This window comes from Alphaproteobacteria bacterium, assembly GCA_017308135.1.
Taxonomy (GTDB): Bacteria; Pseudomonadota; Alphaproteobacteria; order CACIAM-22H2; family CACIAM-22H2; genus Tagaea.
In genome coordinates this window covers 569418-588783 of sequence record JAFKFM010000006.1, presented here as the reverse complement: position 1 = coordinate 588783, position 19366 = coordinate 569418, and the positions used below count along the sequence as shown (strand labels likewise).

The window sequence follows — 19366 nt, the reverse complement described above, 5'->3', positions numbered from 1 at the left end:
TCTATTTGGATACGATCCGCAAGCGAATCACGCCTTTCGCCCCTTCGGGATTGGGCACGGGCTTGCCCTTGCGCAGGATTTCGATCTTGCCGGCATGGACGAGTTCCACCGCCCGCGCGCGAATGCGCGGCAGCAGCTTCTGCCATTCGCCGTCTTGCGGTTCCAACGCCATAGCGACGTCGGAGGGCGAGATCGACTTGCCCGCACCCGCCTCCTGCGTCAAACGCAGGATCGTGGCGTCGAGGGGATCGATCTCGCCGTCGCCGGTCACTTGCGCTTGGACGCGGCCAGACGCAGGCGCAGCGCGTTCAGCTTGATGAAGCCTTCGGCGTCGCGCTGGTTATACGCACCGGCGTCTTCTTCGAAGGTCACGTGCTTGAGCGAGTAGAGGCTGTTCGGGCTCTTGCGGCCGACGACGCTCACGCTGCCCTTGTAGCACTTGACCCGCACCGTGCCGGACACGTTGGCCTGGCTCTTGTCGATCGCGGCCTGGAGCATTTCGCGCTCGGGCGCGAACCAGAAGCCGTAATAGACGAGTTCCGCGTAGCGCGGCATCAGCTCGTCCTTGAGGTGCATGGCCCCGCGATCGAGCGTGATCGATTCGATGCCGCGATGCGCCGCCTGCCAGATCGTGCCGCCGGGCGTTTCGTAGACGCCGCGGCTTTTCATGCCGACGAAGCGGTTTTCGACCAGATCGAGGCGGCCGATGCCGTTGCGCCCGCCGATGACGTTGAGTTCGGTCAGCAGTGCGGCCGGCGACAGCTTCTTGCCGTTGACGGCGACGGGGTCGCCTTTCTCGAATTCGATCTCGACATATTCGGGCTTGTCGGGCGCCTTCTCGGGCGCGACGGTCCGCGAATAGACGAATTCCTCCGGCTCCTGCCAGGGATCTTCCAGCACTTTGCCTTCGGCGGAGATGTGCAGAAGATTGGCGTCGACCGAGAATGGGGCCTCGCCGCGCTTGTCCTTGGCGATGGGGATCTGATGCTGCTCGGCGTATTCGAGCAGCTTGGTGCGGCTATCGAGCTTCCATTCGCGCCACGGCGCGATCACGCGGATATTGGGTTCGAGCGCGTAATAGCCGAGTTCGAAGCGCACCTGGTCGTTGCCCTTGCCGGTGGCGCCGTGGCACACGGCGTCGGCCCCCACTTGACGCGCGATTTCGATCTGGCGCTTGGCGATCAGCGGGCGCGCGATCGACGTGCCCAGCAGATACTGGCCTTCGTAGAGCGCGTTGGCGCGGAACATCGGCATGACGAAATCGCGCACAAATTCCTCGCGCAGATCGTCGATGAAGATTTCCTTGATGCCCATCATCTGCGCTTTTTTGCGCGCGGGCTCCAATTCCTCGCCCTGGCCCAGATCGGCCGTGAACGTCACCACCTCGCAGCGATACGTGTCCTGAAGCCATTTCAGGATGATCGAGGTGTCGAGGCCGCCCGAATAGGCGAGCACCACTTTCTTGACCGGCTTTTCCATCTGGGTAAGTCCCGTTGGCGGAAGGGAAATTCGCGCGGAAATTATGGGATCGGGCCCGGGCGGGCAAGCCCCAAGAATCCCGATCCGTTCAGGCCCCGAGCGCGTCGCGCTCGCTGCGTTTGAGCTTCTCGGAAGCGCTTTTGAGCTGCCCGCAGGCGGCGAAAATATCCTCGCCGCGCGGCGTGCGGATCGGGGCGGAATACCCCGCACGGCTGACGATATCGGCGAATTCCCAAATCGCTTCGGGCGTCGAACGCTCGAAGGGGGCGCCCGGCCAAGGATTGAACGGGATCAGATTGATCTTGGCCGGAATGCCCGCGATCAGGCGCACGAGTTCGCGCGCATCGGCCTGGCTGTCGTTCACGCCCTTCAGCATCACGTATTCGAAGGTGATGCGCCGCGCGTTCGACAGCGTCGGGTACTTGCGGCACGCCGCGAGCAATTCGGCGATCGGATATTTCTTGTTGAGGGGCACGAGCACATCGCGCAGATCGTCGCGCACCGCATGCAGCGAGATCGCGAGCATCACGCCGAGCTCCTCGCCCGCGCGCGGGATCAAGGGTGCCACGCCGGAGGTCGACAGCGTGATGCGGCGCTTGGAGATCGCGATCCCTTCCGCATCCATGATGATGCGCAACGCCTTCGCGACGTTCTCGTAATTGAACAGCGGCTCGCCCATGCCCATCATCACGATGTTGGTGAGCTTGCGGTTCGTCTCCGGCCCCGGCCATTCGTCGAACGTGTCTTTGCACAGCATGACCTGGCCGACGATTTCCTCCGGCGTCAGGTTGCGCACGAGGCGCTGCGTGCCGGTGTGGCAGAATTTGCAGGTCAGCGTGCAGCCGACTTGGCTCGACACGCACAAGGCGCCGCGATCGTCCTCGGGGATATGGACGGTTTCGATCTCCTGCCCGTCGGGCATGCGCAGCAGCCATTTCTTGGTGCCGTCGATCGAATCCTGCAAACGCGACACATGCGGCCGGCGCACGGCGTAGCCTTCTTCGAGCTTCGCGCGCAGCTTCTTCGACATGTCGGTCATGTCGGCGAAATCGCGGGCACCCTTGCCGTAGATCCAGCCCCAAAGCTGTTTGGCGCGGAAGGCGGGCTCGCCCATCGATTTGAACAGATCGCCCAATTCCTCGCGCGACAGGCCGACGAGATTCGTGCGCCCGTCGGCGTGCGACGGGGCGGGCAGCGCCTCCTTGAACGGGGCGAGGGCCGGCGGCGGAACTTGGGCTTCGAGCATGGCGCCTTAATAGGCGTCCGGGGCCGAGGAGTCTACCGGCGGACGCCGCAGGCCTTGTCGATCTCGGCCAGGGCCTTCTGGAACCCGGCCATCGGGAACGTATCGACCGTTTCGGTACCGCGCGACGACGTCGCCTTGACCAGCGCGTTGGCCGTGGCGGGGGCGCCACGCAGCGCCGCCACGATCTGGCGGTCGCCATCGGCTTCCTTGGCCCAAGCGCCCGCCGCGTTCTGCTGACCCAGCGTGGAGAGTGCGATCTTCACGCGGCCGATCTCGATTTCCCCGCCGTCTTTGGGGGAATAACCGGCCGTCCAAGTGAATTCGTCGTTCCGACGCGGATTCTGGTGATGCGCGATCATCAGCACGATATCGCCGCGATTGGCGCCCGCCGGGCGGCTGTCGGATTTCGACGGCCGCACGATGGCGTAGCAAATCTTGGCGTTGTTCGGGCCCGCCTCGTAGGCGAACCAGGTGTCGAACTTGCCGAGCTGCTTGGGCGCCTGCTGGGCGTGGGCAAGGCCCGGCGCGAACAAAGCGCAAACCGCGGCCAGAAATCCCAACCGAATCGCGAATCGATGATCCGAAGTCATAACGGCGCCGTATCGCATTCACGATGCTTCACGTCAACCGCCCTGCCCTTCGATTCCGCGACGATATGGCCGCATCGGCCACGCTTGCGGCCGGGGGCTCGGCATCGCTACAAGGCCGCATGGACGGGCAGGACGAAGCGCTCGATATCTACGTGCGCGATTTGCTGGCGATCGCCCGCAATCAGGATCGCGCGGCGTTCGCACGGTTGTTCGGGCATTTCGGTCCGCGCGTGAAATCCTATTTGCTGCGTTTGGGTGCCGACCAAGCGCAGGCCGAGGATTTGACCCAGGAAGTGATGCTGACGGTGTGGCGCAAAGCGCCGTCCTACGACCCGAAGCTCGCCGGTCCCTCGACCTGGATTTTCGCCATCGCGCGCAACCGGCGCATCGATTCGCTGCGCCGGGAAAAGCGCGCCCAGCTCGATTCCGACGATCCGGCGTTGCAGCCGGAAGCGGATGCCCTGCCCGACCGCATGCTGGATGCCGGGCGCTGGGAAGCGCGTCTGTCGCAGGCCTTGCGCGAATTGCCGCAGGAACAAGCGCAGATGCTGAAGCTCGCTTACTACGAGGACCGGTCCCATGGCGACATCGCGCAATCGCTGCGCCTGCCGCTGGGGACGGTGAAATCGCGCCTGCGGCTTGCCATCGGCCGTTTGCGCACCATGTTCGGTGACGAGAAATGATGCCCCGACCGATCCACGACGAATATCTGCTCGACTACGCCGCCGGCTCGGCCCCCGAAGCCGTGTCGGTGCTGGTCGCTTCGCATCTGGAGCTGTGCCCCGCGGCGCGCGCCACGCTCGCCCGGCTCGAGGCCGTGGGCGGCGCGTTCCTCGAACAGCTCCCGCCCGCCGGGTTGTCGCCCGCGACGATCGAAGCGGTGTTCGCCAAGCTCGATTCCACGCCGCAGGAGATCCGCGCCGCGTTGCCGCCGATGCACGGCGTTGCCGGCCTGCCCAAGGCGCTGACGCCCTATATTCCCGAAGGCGGGATCGAAGCGTTGCAATGGCGCAAGGCGAGCCGCGGCTTCGAAGAAGCGATGCTGACCCGCCAAGGGCCGCACGCGATGAGCCTGCTGCGTTCGACCAATGGCGGGCGCGTCCCCACCCACTCGCATACCGGCACGGAATTGCTGCTGGTGCTCGACGGCAGCTTCCACGACGAGCGCGCGGTTTACGCGCGCGGCGACGTGTCGATCGGCGACGGCGACGTGATGCACAGCCCGACCGTCGATCGCGGTCAGAACTGCCTGTGCTTGGCGGTGGACGACGGGGCCGCGCGCCTGCCCGGTATGACCGGCCGGCTGCTCAACCCGTTCCTGCGCTGGTACGCGAAGGCGCGCTAGATCAACGCACCGAAATTTCGGGGCGTTCGATCAGCGCGCTGTCGTCCTTCACCTCGACGTCGCTGCGGCTCCAGGTGATGAACAGCAGCATCGTCCATTCCAACTCGTTCGCCACGCCCGATTGCGGGCCCGTGCTGCCGCGATAGGCGCCGGTCTTCGCGTCGTAGCCGGTGGCGGCGAATTGCGCGACACCCTGGCGGCGCGCGCGTTTGAACAACGCGATTTCCGGGAATTTGACCGAGCTGCCGGCCAGCGGGATCGGAATATCGAAGGCGGGGATGCCGACCAGCGTATGGCCGTCATCCATCGACAAGGCGCCGGCGCGGATTTCCACCACCGTATCCGCGTCGTCGCGCGACGCGGCCAAATGCGCGCCGAGTTTCAGCATGCGCTCGCGGATCGCGGCAATCGCGTATTTGGAATCCACGCCGTCGAAATTCGCGGCATCGACGAAGACCTTGGCGCCCGGTTCGAATGCCAGCACCAGCCGTTCGGCGGCCTTGTCGGCGGCATTGGCGATCAGCAATTGCTCGGTCGCGGTGCGCGCGGGCTGCGATTGGCGCGCGCCCGAACACGCGGCGAGCGACGCCAGTAATAGAATCGGCAGAACGAATCGACGCATCGAATAGCTTTCCGAGGGGGAACGGAACACCTCGATCCTACCCGCGGATATGGCTTTTTTCGGGCGCAAAAAAGAAAAAGGGCGCGCGGTTTTCGCCGCACGCCCCTCGTCATTTCCGAAGTTTGGCGCGTCAGATCGTGCGCGCGACTTCCTCGACCTCGAAGCACTCGATGACGTCGCCTTCGCGGATGTCGTCGTAGTTTTCGAAGGCCATGCCGCACTCGTAGCCTTCCTGCACTTCGCGGACTTCGTCCTTGAAGCGGCGCAACGTCTTGAGCGTGCCTTCGTGGATGACCGTCTGGTCGCGCAGCAAACGCACCTTGGCGCCGCGCTTGACCATGCCTTCCACGACGCGGCAACCCGCGACCTTGCCGACCTTGGTGATGTTGAACACCTGACGGATTTCCGCGTTGCCGAGGAACTTCTCGTGCAGGCTGGGCGGCAGCAGGCCCGACAGCGCGGCTTTGATGTCGTCGATCACGTTGTAGATGATCGAGTAGTAGCGGATCTCGATCCCGTCGCGCTTGGCCATTTCGCGGGCCTGCGGATTGGCGCGGACGTTGAACCCGACGATCACGCCCGTGCTGGCCTTCGCCAGCGCGATGTCGCCTTCGGTGATGCCGCCCACGGCGCCGTGCAGCAAGCGCACCGCGACTTCGTCGGTGCGCAGCTTGGCGAGCGAGCCCGCGATCGCTTCGAGCGAGCCTTGGACGTCCGTCTTGACCACGACGGCGAGTTCCTTGGCTTCGCCTTCCTTGATCTTGTTGAACATCTGCTCCAGCGTGCCGCGCGCGCGCGCGGTCGCCGTCTGCTCGCGCGTGCGGCGCTGACGGAACTCGGTGACTTCGCGCGCGCGGTTTTCGTTCTCGACGACTTGGAAGTCGTCGCCCGCCTGCGGCGTGCCGGTCAGACCCAGCACTTCGACGGGCGTCGAGGGGCCGGCGCTCTCGACCTGGCGGCCGTGATCGTCGATGAGCGCGCGCACGCGGCCCCATTCCTCGCCGGCCACGAAAATATCGCCGACCTTGATCGTGCCCTTCTGCACCAGCACGGTCGCGACCGAGCCGCGGCCGCGTTCGAGCTTGGCTTCGACGATCGCACCTTGCGCGGCGCGATCGGGATTGGCGCGCAGATCGAGAAGTTCGGTCTGCAACAGGATGGCTTCCTCGAGCTTGTCGAGACCCTTGCCCGTCTTGGCCGAGACTTCGACGCCGAGCACGTCGCCGCCGTAACCTTCCAGCGCCACGTCGTACTGAAGCAATTCGTTGCGCACGCGATCGGGATCGACGCCGGTTTTGTCGATCTTGTTGATCGCCACGATGATCGGCACCTGCGCCGCCTTGGCGTGGGCGATGGCTTCGACCGTCTGCGGCTGGATGCCGTCGTCGGCGGCCACGACCAGCACGACGATGTCGGTGACCTTGGCGCCGCGCGCGCGCATCGCGGTGAACGCTTCGTGGCCGGGCGTGTCGAGGAACGTGATCGCGGCGCCCGATTTCAGCGTGACCTTATAGGCGCCGATATGCTGCGTGATGCCGCCCGCTTCGTGCTTGGCGACGTCGGTCGCGCGCAGGGCGTCGAGCAGCGAGGTTTTGCCGTGGTCGACATGGCCCATGATGGTGACGACGGGCGCGCGCGGCTGGAGCTGCTCGTCCGTGTCCGTATCGCCCGTCAGGCCGATTTCGACGTCGGCTTCCGAGACGCGCTTCACCTTGTGGCCGAATTCGCCGACGATCAGCTCAGCCGTGTCGGCGTCGAGCGGATGGTTGATCGTCGCCATCACGCCCATCTTCATGAGCGACTTGATGACGTCGACCGAACGCTCGGCCATACGGTTGGCGAGTTCCTGCACCGTGATCGCTTCGGGCACGACGACTTCGCGGACCTGCTTGGCCTGCGGGCCTTGCGCGGCCAGGCGCGCCTTTTCCTTTTCGCGCGCGCGCTTCATCGCGGCGAGCGAGCGCACGCGGATCGTTTCTTCCGAATCGAGCGCTTGGTGAACCGACATCTTGCCTTGCTGGCGGCGGTTCTTGTCCTCGCGGCCTTCGGGTGCCCGCGGGGCCGCACGGCCCGGCACGGCGCCACGACCGGGCATCGGACGGCCGGCCATGCCGCCGGGGCGGCGCGGACGATCGTCGTCTTCCGCCGCGGCGGCCGCACCCGGTGCGGCGGCGCGCGGCGTCATCATGACGGTGCCGGGGACGAGCACGGGGCCCGTCGGGGCGGGTGCGGGCGCCGGGGTGGCGGCAACGGCCGGGGCGGCAGCAGCGGCGGCGGCGGGACGGGCGGCAGTCGACGCGGCTTCGCGGCGGCGGCCTTCCTCCTCGTTCATCCGGCGCGTTTCGTCCTCGGCCTTCTTCTTCTGCTCGGCGTCGGTCTTCTTCGCGGTTTCGGCATCGACCTTGCGCCGCGCCTCTTCCTCGACCTTGCGCTTGGCGTCTTCCTCGGCCTTGCGGGCCATTTCCTCTTCGAGGCGCTTGGCTTCGGCTTCGTCGCGGCGCTTGGCTTCCACGTCGGCGCGGATCGCGGTTTGGATCGCGCGCTGGCGGGCGCTCTTTTCCTCTTCCGTCAACTCGCGCAGAACCTGCGGCTTGCCGGGCTTGGGTGCTGCCGGTGCGGCGGCGGGCGACGCGGCGGCGGCCGGCTTCGCGGCGACGGGCGTCGTCGCGGCGGGACCGGCGGCGGGGGCGGCACCGGGGCGGCCGGGCAAACGGGTCTTGCGCACTTCGACCTGCACGGTTTTGGTGCGGCCATGCGAGAAGCTTTGCCGGACTTGGCCGTCGGCCCCGGCGGCAGCGGGCGCGCGCAATTCCAGGCGACCCCCGGACTTGCTCGCGAGACCCAGCTTCTTCTTGCCGTCCTGTTCGTTCGTATCCGTCATCACTCGCCCTTGTCTTCAGACGCCGTGCGGAAAGCCGCAAGGCGCATCAAATCGTTGCGCAGACGTTGCGCCATCGCACCGTCGCGCACCGCCACATGGACCGCGTTTTCGCGGCCCAGGGCGGCACCCATTTCTTCCGCCGACAGCACGGAGACCGTCGGAATGTCGCGCCCGCCCAAGCGCGCGCGTTCGGCGCGGCTGGCGTCCAGCGCTTCGACCACCAAGCCGACGCCGCCGCGTTCGATCGCGGCCTTGGCCTTGGTGAAGCCCGCGACGATCACGCCCGCACGCTTGGCCAGCGACAGGCTTTCGACCGCGCGGCGCAGCAGCAGCTTTTCGACCATCGCCGGCAATTCGGCCGCGGCCTTCAAGTTCTTCTTCGCGGCCTTGGCGAAGGCGTTGCGCGCCACCGCCTGTTCGAGCGCCGCGCGCGACACCGTCAGCCACAAGCCCCGGCCCGGCAGCTTGCCTTCGATATCGGGCACCACCGTGCCGTCCGGCGCTTCGACGAAACGCAGGAACGATTCCCGCGGTCCCGTCTTGCCGGTGACGACGCAACGGCGCACGGGACCGTCGGAAGACGTATCGACGACTTCCGAGGCTTCCACATGCGCGATGTCGGTGGCGCTCAGCATCGCCGCTTACTTCTTCTCCTCGTCGGCGAACCAATGTTCACGCGCCTTCATGATCAACGCGTTCGCGGTTTCCTCGTCGAGTTCGTCCTTGCCCAGGATTTCGATCAATTCGTCGCCCGCCAGATCGGCGAAATCGTCGAGCGTCTTGACGCCCTTTTCGCCGAGCTGGACCAGGGCGGCCGGGCCGAAACCCGTGAACTCCGCGACCTCGTCCGTCACGCCGAGCGTCTTGCGCTCGCCTTCCAGACGGGTGTTTTCCTTCTCGACGAAGGCTTCCGCGCGGCTCTTCAATTCGCCCGCCACGCCTTCGTCGAAGCCTTCGATATTGGCCAGTTCGTCGACGTCCACGGCGGCCACTTCCTCGACCTTCGTGAAGCCTTCGGTGACCAGCAAGCCCGCGATCACGTCGTCGACGTCGAGCGCGTCGACGAAGAGCTGCGAACGCTCCTTGAACTCGGCCTGACGGCGCTCCGATTCCTCGGCCTCGGTCAGAATGTCGATCGCCCAGCCGGTCAGCATCGAGGCGAGGCGCACGTTCTGGCCGCGGCGGCCGATGGCGAGCGACAGCTGCTCGTCCGGCACCACGACTTCGATGCGGCGCGCTTCTTCGTCGAGCACGACCTTGGTGACTTCCGCCGGGGCGAGCGCGTTGACCACGAAGGTCGCCGGATCGTTCGACCAGGGAATGATGTCGATCTTTTCGCCCTGCTGTTCGGCGACGACGGCCTGAACGCGGCTGCCGCGCATACCCACGCAAGCGCCGACCGGATCGATCGAGGAATCGTGGCTGACCACGGCGATCTTGCCGCGGCTGCCGGGGTCGCGCGCGACCGCCTTGATCTCGATGATGCCGTCGTAGATTTCCGGCACTTCCTGCGAGAACAGCTTGGCCGTGAATTGCGGATGCGTGCGCGACAGGAAGATCTGCGGACCGCGCGGTTCCTGGCGCACGTCGTAGATATAGGCGCGCACGCGTTCCTGCGGCTTGAACACTTCGCGCGGGATCGTTTCGTCGCGGCGCAGAATGGCTTCGGCGCGGCCCAGATCGACCGTGACGTTGCCGAATTCGACGCGCTTGACCAGGCCGTTGACGATTTCGCCGATGCGGTCCTTGTACTCGTCGAACTGGCGCAGACGCTCGGCCTCGCGCACGCGCTGGACGATCACCTGCTTGGCGGTTTGCGCGGCGATACGGCCGAAATCGATCGGCGGCAGCGGATCGGTCAGATAGTCGCCGACCTTCGCGTCCGGGTTCTTGCGCTGTGCGACTTCGAGCGCGATTTCGGTCGCGTCGTTGGTCACCGGATCGGCGACGAGGCGATAGCGCAGCAGCTGCATTTCGCCGTTGTCGCGGTCGATATGCGCGCGGATATCGTGCTCGATCCCGTATTTGGCGCGGCCGGCCTTTTGGATGGCCTGCTCCATCGCCTCGAGAACCTGCTCGCGGTCGATGCCCTTCTCGCGGGCCACCGTGTCGGCGACCTGGAGCATTTCGATGCGGTTATAGGCGGTCGTACGTTCCATCATGCGTCTCTTCGAAGGTTAGACGGCGGAAGCAGCGGCGGCGGCTTCTTCGGCGCGCGTCGCGGCGATGAGTTCGTCGGTAAGCAGCAACTTGGCGCGCGCGATTTCGGCGAGCGGCAAGGTTGCGGGCCCTTCCTGCGTTTCGATGCGCACGGCGTCGCCCTGCCGGCCGCCGAGGCGGCCGGAGAAACGCTTGCGCCCCTCGACGGGGAATTTGGTCTCGATGCGCGCTTCGTGGCCTTTGAAGCGGTCGAAATCGGCGCCGCGCGTCAGCGGGCGGTCGATGCCAGGGGAGCTGACTTCCAGCACGTATTGCGCCTTGATCGGATCCTCGACGTCGAGCTTCGCGGACACGGCGCGGGAAAGATTCTCGCAATCGCCCAGGGTCATCGCCTTGCGATCCTTGCGCTCGGCCATGATTTGAAGCGTCGGCCGATCGCGGCCCGCGACGATCACGCGCACGAGTTCGTAGCCCATCGCATCGACGGTGGGTTCGATCAAGTCGGCGAGCGCGTTGTCACGGTCCATGCGTGGGCGACCGGCTTCCTGGGTTCGAGTTTCGGAACGCCCGTGTCCGCCCGGGCCGGCAATAAAAAAGTGGGCCGTTGGGCCCACTTGTTATTGTCGCCCGAGGCTAACCTCGGACGTTATGTCGCGGCGGAATATACGGATTTCCGCGCCCGAATCAAGTGGCGGATTCCACCAATGATATAAGCGCACTAGCCACCGGTTCCGGCGGCCTTTGTCCTGTCAAGCGGGCGGGGCTTGCGCTAACTTGCCAAGGATGAAGCGGATTCGCCTTCTTTCAACGGTTTTCGCCCTCGGCCTGCTCGGCGCCTGCGCGACCCCGCCCGAACAACGCGCGGCCGCGCCCGACGCCCCGATCGACCCGGGCCCGGCCACGGTTTCCGGCAATTATCTGGCCGCCTTGCACGCCCAGCGCATCCGCGACGCGAACGCGGCGGCGGAATTCTCCGCCCGCGTGCTCGACGCCAATCCGATGAACGCGGAATTGCTGGTCCGCACCCATGCCGCTTTGGTCGAAGCGGGCCGCATCGACGAAGCGCTGCCGCTCGCCGCGCGCCTGGTCGCGATGTCGCCGGGCCAGGTCGCGGCGCAAATGACGCTGGTCGCCGACGAAATCGCGCGCGGCCAATTCGCCGCCGCCGAGCGGCGCATGGCGGGGCTGCCGCTGCAAGGCTATTCGCGCGTCGTCAACCCGCTGCTGATCGCGTGGATCAATGTCGGCCTCGACCGCAATCCCGCCGCGTTCGACATTCTGCGTTCGCTGCTGGACGTGCAGGGCTTCAAGCAAATGCACGATTACTATGCCGGCCTGATCGCCGAGCGGTCGGGCCGCTTCGCCGAGGCGGAGGGCTTCTACCGCGCGGCGTTGGAAGGCGAAGACGGCGCGCCGCCGCGCCTGATCGAAATCGCCGGCGGCTTCCTGGAGCGGCGCGGCCGCACGGCCGAAGCGCGCCAGCTTTATTTGCGCTATCGCCAAGTGGCCCCCGATTCGCCGGTCGTGCTGGCGGGCCTCGCGCGCACGCGTGTGGGGGCACCACCGGTCCCCGCCCCCGAATTTCCGCTGCGCGACGCGCGCAAAGGGGCCGCCGACGCGCTGTTCAACCTCGCCGCCTTGTTCCGCCAGGATGCGACGATGGCGACGGCGTTGTCCTTCGGGCGGCTGGGCCTGCATCTCGACCCCGACGCCGCCTTGGGCCTGATGACGGTCGCCGAAATCGTCGACGGCATGAACCAGCGCGACGAAGCGGACAAACTCTTCGCGCGCGTGCCCGCGGATTCGCCCTATTCCTACGTGGCGCAAATGCGCCTTGCCGAGAATAGGCAGGAGCGCGGCGATTTGAACGGTGCTTTGGCGGCACTGGAGAAACTCGCGCGCGAAAACCCCGATCGTTTCGACGCGCTGTCGACGATGGGCAATTTCCTGCGCGTCGCCGAGCGCTTCGCGGAAGCGGCGGCGGCTTACGGCCGCGCGCTGGAGCGCATCGGCGCCAATCCGGAACGCCGCCACTGGTCGATCTTCTACGTGCGCGGCATCGCCTTCGAACGCGCGAAGAACTGGCCCGAGGCCGAGCGCCATTTCAAACGCGCGCTGGAACTGTTCCCCGAACAGCCCGACGTGCTGAACTACCTCGCCTATACCTGGGTCGATCGCGGCGAAAATCTCGTCGAAGCCGAACGCATGCTGCGCCGCGCGGTCGAGCAGCGTCCGAATTCGGGGCATATCGTCGACTCGCTCGGCTGGGCGTTCTATCGCCTGGGCCGTTACGAGGAAGCGGTACCCCTGCTGGAACGCGCGGCCGAATTGCTGCCCGAAGATCCCGTGCTGCTCGACCACCTCGGCGACGGGTATTGGCGCGTCGGCCGCCGGCGCGAAGCGTCGTTCCAATGGGAACGCGCCTTGCGCAGCAAGCCGGAGCCGGAATTGAAAGTCGAGCTGGAGAAGAAACTGCGCGACGGCTTGCCGACCGCGCAAGCCAAGCGCTAGTTCACCCGAACAGCAACAGCCCGCCCACGCCCGCGACGATCAGCACTACACCCGCCATTTCGCGCGGCGCCAGGCTTTGGCGCAGCATGTTGCGCCCGACGATCAGCGAGAACAACACTTCCGCCAGACCCAGCGTGCGCACGAGCGCGGCAGGGGCGAGCGAAAACCCGACGAACCAGCCGCCCGACGCGAAGGAGCCCATCGCGCCCGCGAAGATCGATTTGCGCCACGCGGCGAAGACGCGCTTCAGCACGTCGGGATCGCGGCCCGCGAACCACACGACGAGCAGTGCCGCTTGAATGCCGAGCGCATAGGCGAGCGAGGTGGTGGCACCGAGATAGAAGACCGGTTCGCCCAATTCCAGAATGCCCGCGCGATAGCACACGGCCGCCATGCCGTAGCCCGCCCCCGCCAGCAGGCCGTAGGTCGTGGCGCCGAGATCAACGCCGTTGCGCCACGGATTGCCCGACATCGCGAGCACGCCGATCGTCGCCACGACGATGGCACCGAAACCGATCGGCGACAGCGTTTCTCCCAGCACGAAATAGGCGAAGATCGCGACTTCGACCGGTTCGAATTTCGTGTAGGCGATGGCGAGCGCGAAAGCCTTCATGCGCATCGCGGCGAGCGTAAAGGCGGTGGCCGCGATTTGCATCACGGCGCCCGTCGCGATCCAGGCCAGCGCCGTCGCGTCGGGCACGGGTGGCGCCTTGCCCGCCAGCAGACAGGCGATGCCCAGCATCAGCAGCCCGAACGGGAAGCCGTAGATGAAACGCACCGACGTGGCGCCGAGCGTACCCAGCGCTTCCGTCAGATGGCGTTGCATCACGTTGCGCGCGGTCTGCGCCGCCGAAGCGAACAACGTCGCGGGAATCCACAGCAGCGAAACCGGATCGGCCATTGCCCAACGCTTGCGATAAACGGGGGAGTTCCGGCACTGTCGCACGCGATGCGTATTCTCGTCACCGGCTCCGAAGGCTATCTGGGCGCAAGGCTGATCCGCCATTTGCGCAGCGATCCCCGCACCGCCGAAATCCGCGGCTTCGACCGCGAGCACGGCCAAGATCTGTGCGACCGCGCGCAGGTCGCGGCGGCGCTCAATGGCATCGACCGGATTTTCCATACCGCCGTGGTCGCGGGCGCCGAGGCCGAAGCCGATTGGCCCGCCGCCCTCGATTCCAACATGATCGGCACGGTCAATCTGACTTCGGAAGCCGCGCGCTTGCCCAAGCCCCCGGTCTTCGTGTTCGCATCGGCCATTGCGGTTTATGGGCCCGCCACCGACGGCATCGTCGACGATTCGACGCCCACGACCGGCACCGGCGCCTATGCCAGCGCCAAGCGCGCGATCGAGATTTTGCTGGCCGATGCGGCACGCGCGGGAAAGATCGACGCGCGCAGCATCCGCTTGCCGACGACGCTGGTGCGCCCGTCGCGCAAAGGCCCGACGACGGCGGGGTTCATGTCCGATCTGATCGTCGCTTACGCCAACGGGCGCGATTTCACGATTCCGGTCGATCCCGATACGCCGTTCGCGGTCGCGGCCCTATCGCGGTCGTTGCGCGCGTTACGCATCGCCGCCGATGCGCCGGCGGCAGCGTTCGGGCCCGAACGGGTCGCGGGGCTGCCCACCGTGCGGATCAGCCCACGCGACGCGATTGCAGCGGTCGAGCGCGTGTTCGGCCCACGGCCCGGCAAAATCACGATCGCGCATAGACCCGCGATCGCGGCGATCGCCGCGCGCTGGCCGCGCCAAGTGCTGTCGGCGAAGGGCAGCGCGCTGGGTCTCGATCCCGACGAAACGGTCGAGGATATGGTGCGCCGCTATCGCGACGATCCCGAGGGGCTGTCGGCTTAGATCCCGAACGCGAAGACGATCGCGCCGCCGACAAGGAACGCGCCCAGGCGCTTCAACAACGGCGTGTCCGCGATCACCGCGTAGGACAGGAACCACAGTCCCACGCCGATCTTCACGGTTGCGGCGATGGCAAGCCACGGATCGGTCAGCACGGCCAGCAGCGACGGGTTGGCGACGAAGGCGAGCGGCACCATGAACAGCCCGAGGCCGATGCGCATCGCGCGCAACGACACCGGCAGCCAGGGCGTTTTCGCGATCGTCGAGGCGATGAACACGTTGCCGCAAACCGGCGGCGTGATCGTGCAGAGCAGCGCGTACCAGAACACGAACATATGCGCCTGCAACGGCGCCAAGCCCATCTTGATCAGCGCCGGACCCGCAACCGCGATGCAAATCACGTAAGCGGCCGTCGTCGGCAATTCCATGCCCAATGCGATGCACGCCACGGCCGTGAGCAACAGCGCGATCCACAAATTGTCGCCCGCGATGCCGACGATCAGCGAGGTGATCTTCACGCCCACGCCGGTCATGTGGAACACGCCGGTGATCAGGCTTGCGCACAGAATGACGGCGGCGATCATCGCGATCTGCTCGGCCGCGTTGACGCAGCCATCGGCCGCGCGGCGCAGGAAGCCGAGAATCGATACGCGATAGCCGTCTTCGAACAGCAGCAGGCCGAACGCCACGATGACCGCGACGAAAGCCGCCATCTGGGGCGTGAATTCGGTGAAGCCGAGCACCGCGATCAAAATGCCGAGCGGCCCGAGGAAGAACGGGATGTTGCGCCCGACATGCGCCCAGCCCGGCATTTCCGACGCGGGCAAGCCGGTCAAGCCATGGCGCACGGCGTAGAGATCGACGCCGATCCAGCACGCGACAAAGAACAAAATCGCCGGCAGCGTGGCGATCATCATCAACTCGGCGTAGGGAATCTGGATGAGGGCGGCCATCAAAAACACGCCCGCGCCCATCACCGGCGGCATGATCTGCCCGCCGGTCGAAGCGACGGCTTCGACCGCGGCGGCGAGGCTGGGCGGATAGCCGGCGCGGATCATCGCCGGAATGGTGAACGTGCCGGTCGAGACGACGTTGGCGGAGGCGGAGCCCGAGATCGTGCCGTAAAGCGCCGACGCGACGACTTCGACCTTCGCCGTGCCCGCGCGATAGCGCCCGGCGATTTGCGTGGCCAGCGCCATGAAGCCGGTGCCCGCCTGACCCGCCGCGACGAACGAGCCGAGGATCAGGAACGGGGCGACCAGTTCGACCGAGGTCGCAGTCAGCGAGCTCCACAACCCCCCTTCGGTCAGCAGCAGCGTGCCGAAGAAGAAATCCGGCGGCAGGCCCGCATGGCCCCAATCGCCGGGGATATGCTGGCCGAACATGCCGTAGAGAATCACGATCGCCGCGACGGTCGGCATGATCCATTTGACCGCGCGACGCGCCATTTCCAGCGTCAGCAGGATCAGGAAGATCGACACCGCGTATTGCAGCGTCGATTCGAGGCGCCCGTACTGATCGACCAAATCGCGCCAATGGATCGCGATATAGAGGCACGCGGCGATGCCGAGGAGCCCGATCGCCGCACTCCACATCCGATACCAAGCCGGGCCTTTGACCCCGATCAGGAACACGAACGGGATCGCCAAGGCAAAGTGCATCGGCCGCGCGACGAGCGCGGGGACGAGGCCCGAAAAAATCAGATAGAGGTGATAAGCGACCGAGACGGCGGCGAAGGCCAGAACGAATGGACCCGCACGCTTGCCCGTCTCGGCCGCTTGTTCGAATAGACTCAACGCATACCCGCCGGAATGTTCACGCCGGCTTCCGTGTAGTACTTAAGCGCCCCCGGATGCAACTTCACGCCGATGCCCGCGATCTGGTCGCGCGCGACGGCGTTCCACCACGGATTCACCTTGCCCATATCGGCGCGGCGTTCCCAGAAGATCTTGGTGATCTCGTAGGCGATATCGTCGGACGTCGCGGCGGTGGTGTAGGCGCCGACCGGAATGCCGACCGTGTGCACGGGCTGCGTCTGGCCGGTATAGGTGCCGGCGGCGATCGTCACGGGGCCCGCACTCGGGTCCTGCACGGTCACCATGTTGACCTGCTCGGGCGTCATCGACAGCAGCTTGATCGGCATCGTCGCGGCGAGTTCCTGCACGTTCGACGTGGGATGCGACGAGCCCGAGGCGAAGCCGTCGACCTGACGGTTGCGCATCGCGTTGGACGCGGCGTTGAGTTCGACTTCCGAGAAGCGCACCTGGTCGGCGATGCCGAGCTGGCGGAAGACGGCCGAAGCCTGACGCTCGGTGAACGTGCCGCGCCCGCCCGCGATGAAGCGCTTGCCGGCGAGATCCTTCAGGTCGTTGACGCCCGCGTCGGCGCGCACGATCCAATGCATCGTGACCGGCGGCATGACGAACAGCGTGCGGATCGTGTTGTAGTCCGCGCCGTCGGTGAACGGCGCCTTCGCACCTTGCGCGTCGCGCACCATCGAGGGCGGGGCCGTGTAGATGAACCCGGCCGGACGGCGCGGCGCTTCGCGCACGTTCTGGACCGAGCCCTGGCTTTCCTCGACCGTCGCGGCGATGCGCCCGTTCGTGGCGGTGCGCATAACTTCGGAAAGCTGGACGGTCATCACATAGTAGGACGAGCCCGACGCGGCGGATTTGAGCGTCACGCGCTGCTGGGCGTGGGCCGCGGGAACGGCGAACAGGCCGGCGGCGAGAAAGCCGGCGGCAAGAAGGCGATAATTCATCGGCGTCGATCTCCCGGAAAGCCGGATTGGAGGCCCGGCGATTTGGTGGACCGCGACTTTAGAATTTCACCGCGCGCGCTTCAACACGAACAAGCCTTGCTCGCCCAGCAGATTGGCGAAAAACCCGGGCGCGCGCAGGCCTTTGGGCCGCCCCGCCGCATCGAGCACTTGGGCGTATTCGATGTCGATGTTCAAAACGCGGCAAAGATCGACGAAATCGTCGATCGTGCACAGATGCACGTTCGGCGTTTCGTACCAGGATTGATCGAGCGAATCGGTCACCGGCATCTTGCCGCCGACCAGCAGCTTCAAGCGCACATGCCAGACGCCGAAATTCGGGAAAGACACGACCGCGCGCTTGCCGATGCGCACCAGATGGCCGAGCACGGTTTTGGGGTCCCAGGTCGCTTGCAGCGTTTGCGACAGGATCGCGTAATCGAAGGCGCCGGTCGGATAATCTTTGAGGTCCGTATCCGCGTCGCCCTGAATGACCGACAGGCCTTGCGCGACGCAGGCGTTCACGCCCGCCTGGCTCAATTCGATGCCGCGCCCGTCGACGTTTTTCTCGTGGCTGAGCCAATCCAACAACGCGCCGTCGCCGCAGCCGATATCCAGCACGCGGCTGCCCGGCTCGATCATCTCGCCGATGGTCTTAAGATCGACGCGGATCGAGGCGCGCGGGCGCGCTTGGGCGGCCGCCGACAGGAACGAAGGTTCGGTCATTTGCCGCGCAAACCCCGCCGCTCCGCGCAGCCGTTGAGGAAGCCTTGCAGCGTGTTGTGCAGATCGGGCTCGTCCAGCAGGAACGCATCGTGGCCCTTGTCGGACACGATCTCGACGAAGGACACGTTCGCCGCGACGGCGTTCAGCGCATGGACCAGCGTGCGGCTTTCCGAGGTCGGGAACAGCCAATCCGAGGTGAAGCTGACGACGCAGAAGCGCGTCTTCGTGCCTTCGAAGGCGGCGGGCAGCGAACCGCCATGCTCGGCCTGAAGGTCGAAATAATCCATCGCGCGGGTGATGTAGAGATAGGAATTCGCGTCGAAGCGATCGACGAAGGTCGATCCCTGATGGCGCAGATAGGATTCGACCTGGAAATCGGCGTCGAAGCCGTAGGACAACGCCGCACGGTTCTGCAAGCGCCGGCCGAATTTCCGGTGCAGCGCCTGTTCGGACAGATACGTCACGTGCGCCGCCATGCGCGCCACCGCCAGGCCGCGATGCGGCAGCGTGCCCGCACTTAAGTAATCGCCGCCGCGCCAATCGGGATCGGCCATGATCGCTTGGCGGCCGACTTCGTGGAACGCGATGTTCTGCGCGGAGTGCCGATAGGATGTGGCGATGGGGATCGCGGCGAAGACGCGCTCGGGATAGGTCGAGACCCAATCGAGCACCTGCATCCCGCCCATCGAGCCGCCGATGACGCAGAACAGCTGCCCGATGCCGAGATGGTCGAGAAGCCGGGCCTGCGCCTGCACCATGTCGCCGATCGTGATGACCGGGAATTTCAGCCCATAAGGCTGGCCGGTCGCGGGATCGATCGATTTGGGCCCCGAGGAACCCATGCAGCCGCCCAGCACATTGGCGCAGATGATCCAGTAACGATCGGTATCGAGGATTTTGCCCGGACCGACGATCGCTTCCCACCAGCCGGGTTTGCCGGTGACGGGATGCGTATCGGCGACGAACTGATCCCCGGTCAGCGCATGGCAGACCAGGATCGCGTTCGATTTATCGGCGTTGGGCGCGCCGTAAGTGCGGTACGCGACGGTAACCGGGCCGAATTCGACGCCCGAATCGAGCTTCAACGGCCGATCGGCCGGAATCTCGAAGCGTTGGCCCGGTGAATCCGGGGCCGTCATATCGACGGCGGCGATACGTGGCGTCGCGGACAAAGGTCTTTTCCCGTGATTTGA

General features: G+C 66.0%; 18 protein-coding genes. 4 read left to right on the top strand and 14 right to left on the bottom strand.

The window, feature by feature from the left end; translation table 11 throughout:
* Position 1 precedes the first annotated feature (1 nt).
* The 4 genes from J0H39_03165 to J0H39_03150 all read right to left on the bottom strand — a co-directional run bounded on the left by J0H39_03165 (position 2) and on the right by J0H39_03150 (position 3285).
* Entirely contained in the window at positions 2-253 is a 252-nt protein-coding gene (locus J0H39_03165) for a DUF3253 domain-containing protein (protein ID MBN9495733.1), read from the bottom strand.
* A gap of 14 nt (positions 254-267) precedes the next feature.
* On the bottom strand, positions 268-1479 hold the full coding sequence (locus J0H39_03160; protein MBN9495732.1) for an argininosuccinate synthase: 1212 nt from the start codon (positions 1477-1479) through the stop codon (positions 268-270).
* A gap of 88 nt (positions 1480-1567) precedes the next feature.
* Positions 1568-2725 carry a 23S rRNA (adenine(2503)-C(2))-methyltransferase RlmN gene (gene rlmN / locus J0H39_03155; GenBank protein ID MBN9495731.1) on the bottom strand — a complete coding sequence of 386 codons (1158 nt, stop codon included), beginning with the start codon at positions 2723-2725 and terminating at the stop codon, positions 1568-1570.
* Between the two features lie 32 nt (positions 2726-2757).
* Entirely contained in the window at positions 2758-3285 is a 528-nt protein-coding gene (locus J0H39_03150; protein MBN9495730.1) for a hypothetical protein, read from the bottom strand.
* Between the two features lie 149 nt (positions 3286-3434).
* Between J0H39_03150 and J0H39_03145 the strand changes: the two genes are divergently transcribed.
* Together J0H39_03145 and J0H39_03140 are read left to right on the top strand one after the other, a co-directional pair.
* The gene (locus J0H39_03145; GenBank protein ID MBN9495729.1) at positions 3435-3998 is read left to right on the top strand and encodes a sigma-70 family RNA polymerase sigma factor; all 564 of its coding nucleotides are present in this window, start codon (positions 3435-3437) and stop codon (positions 3996-3998) included.
* Positions 3995-4660 (top strand): cupin domain-containing protein, encoded by a 666-nt coding sequence (locus J0H39_03140; GenBank protein ID MBN9495728.1) that lies wholly within the window; start codon positions 3995-3997, stop codon positions 4658-4660. The genes J0H39_03145 and J0H39_03140 overlap by 4 nt, the downstream gene beginning before the upstream one ends.
* Before the next feature lies 1 nt (position 4661).
* Here the strand turns inward: J0H39_03140 and J0H39_03135 are convergent, their stop codons facing one another.
* The 5 genes from J0H39_03135 to rimP form a co-directional block, all read right to left on the bottom strand.
* On the bottom strand, positions 4662-5282 hold the full coding sequence (locus J0H39_03135; GenBank protein MBN9495727.1) for a hypothetical protein: 621 nt from the start codon (positions 5280-5282) through the stop codon (positions 4662-4664).
* Positions 5283-5412: 130 nt separating this feature from the next.
* A complete protein-coding gene (infB, locus tag J0H39_03130) occupies positions 5413-8163 on the bottom strand; it encodes a translation initiation factor IF-2 (protein ID MBN9495726.1) in 2751 nt (916 codons plus the stop codon).
* Positions 8163-8798 carry an RNA-binding protein gene (locus tag J0H39_03125; protein ID MBN9495725.1) on the bottom strand — a complete coding sequence of 212 codons (636 nt, stop codon included), beginning with the start codon at positions 8796-8798 and terminating at the stop codon, positions 8163-8165. The genes infB and J0H39_03125 overlap by 1 nt, the downstream gene beginning before the upstream one ends.
* A gap of 6 nt (positions 8799-8804) precedes the next feature.
* Positions 8805-10322 carry a transcription termination/antitermination protein NusA gene (gene nusA, locus J0H39_03120; GenBank protein MBN9495724.1) on the bottom strand — a complete coding sequence of 506 codons (1518 nt, stop codon included), beginning with the start codon at positions 10320-10322 and terminating at the stop codon, positions 8805-8807.
* An 18-nt stretch (positions 10323-10340) separates the two neighbouring features.
* On the bottom strand, positions 10341-10850 hold the full coding sequence (gene rimP, locus J0H39_03115; protein ID MBN9495723.1) for a ribosome maturation factor RimP: 510 nt from the start codon (positions 10848-10850) through the stop codon (positions 10341-10343).
* Between the two features lie 256 nt (positions 10851-11106).
* Between rimP and J0H39_03110 the strand changes: the two genes are divergently transcribed.
* The gene (locus tag J0H39_03110) at positions 11107-12834 is read left to right on the top strand and encodes a tetratricopeptide repeat protein (GenBank protein ID MBN9495722.1); all 1728 of its coding nucleotides are present in this window, start codon (positions 11107-11109) and stop codon (positions 12832-12834) included.
* 1 nt (position 12835) lies between these two features.
* On the opposite strand, the gene J0H39_03105 is transcribed toward J0H39_03110, so the two are convergent.
* Positions 12836-13735 carry an EamA family transporter gene (locus J0H39_03105; protein MBN9495721.1) on the bottom strand — a complete coding sequence of 300 codons (900 nt, stop codon included), beginning with the start codon at positions 13733-13735 and terminating at the stop codon, positions 12836-12838.
* Between the two features lie 48 nt (positions 13736-13783).
* On the opposite strand from J0H39_03105, the gene J0H39_03100 reads away from it, so the two are divergent.
* Positions 13784-14692 (top strand): NAD-dependent epimerase/dehydratase family protein, encoded by a 909-nt coding sequence (locus tag J0H39_03100; protein ID MBN9495720.1) that lies wholly within the window; start codon positions 13784-13786, stop codon positions 14690-14692.
* On the opposite strand, the gene J0H39_03095 is transcribed toward J0H39_03100, so the two are convergent.
* From J0H39_03095 to J0H39_03080, 4 genes are all read right to left on the bottom strand, one after another.
* A complete protein-coding gene (locus tag J0H39_03095; GenBank protein MBN9495719.1) occupies positions 14689-16485 on the bottom strand; it encodes a TRAP transporter fused permease subunit in 1797 nt (598 codons plus the stop codon). The two genes, J0H39_03100 and J0H39_03095, sit on opposite strands and share 4 nt — an antisense overlap.
* Positions 16482-17450 (bottom strand): TAXI family TRAP transporter solute-binding subunit, encoded by a 969-nt coding sequence (locus tag J0H39_03090; protein MBN9495718.1) that lies wholly within the window; start codon positions 17448-17450, stop codon positions 16482-16484. Before J0H39_03090 ends, J0H39_03095 begins: the two co-directional genes overlap by 4 nt.
* Positions 17451-17516: 66 nt before the next feature.
* Positions 17517-18173 carry a methionine biosynthesis protein MetW gene (gene metW / locus J0H39_03085; GenBank protein MBN9495717.1) on the bottom strand — a complete coding sequence of 219 codons (657 nt, stop codon included), beginning with the start codon at positions 18171-18173 and terminating at the stop codon, positions 17517-17519.
* The gene (locus J0H39_03080) at positions 18170-19312 is read right to left on the bottom strand and encodes a homoserine O-acetyltransferase (protein MBN9495716.1); all 1143 of its coding nucleotides are present in this window, start codon (positions 19310-19312) and stop codon (positions 18170-18172) included. The genes metW and J0H39_03080 overlap by 4 nt, the downstream gene beginning before the upstream one ends.
* Positions 19313-19366 lie beyond the last annotated feature (54 nt).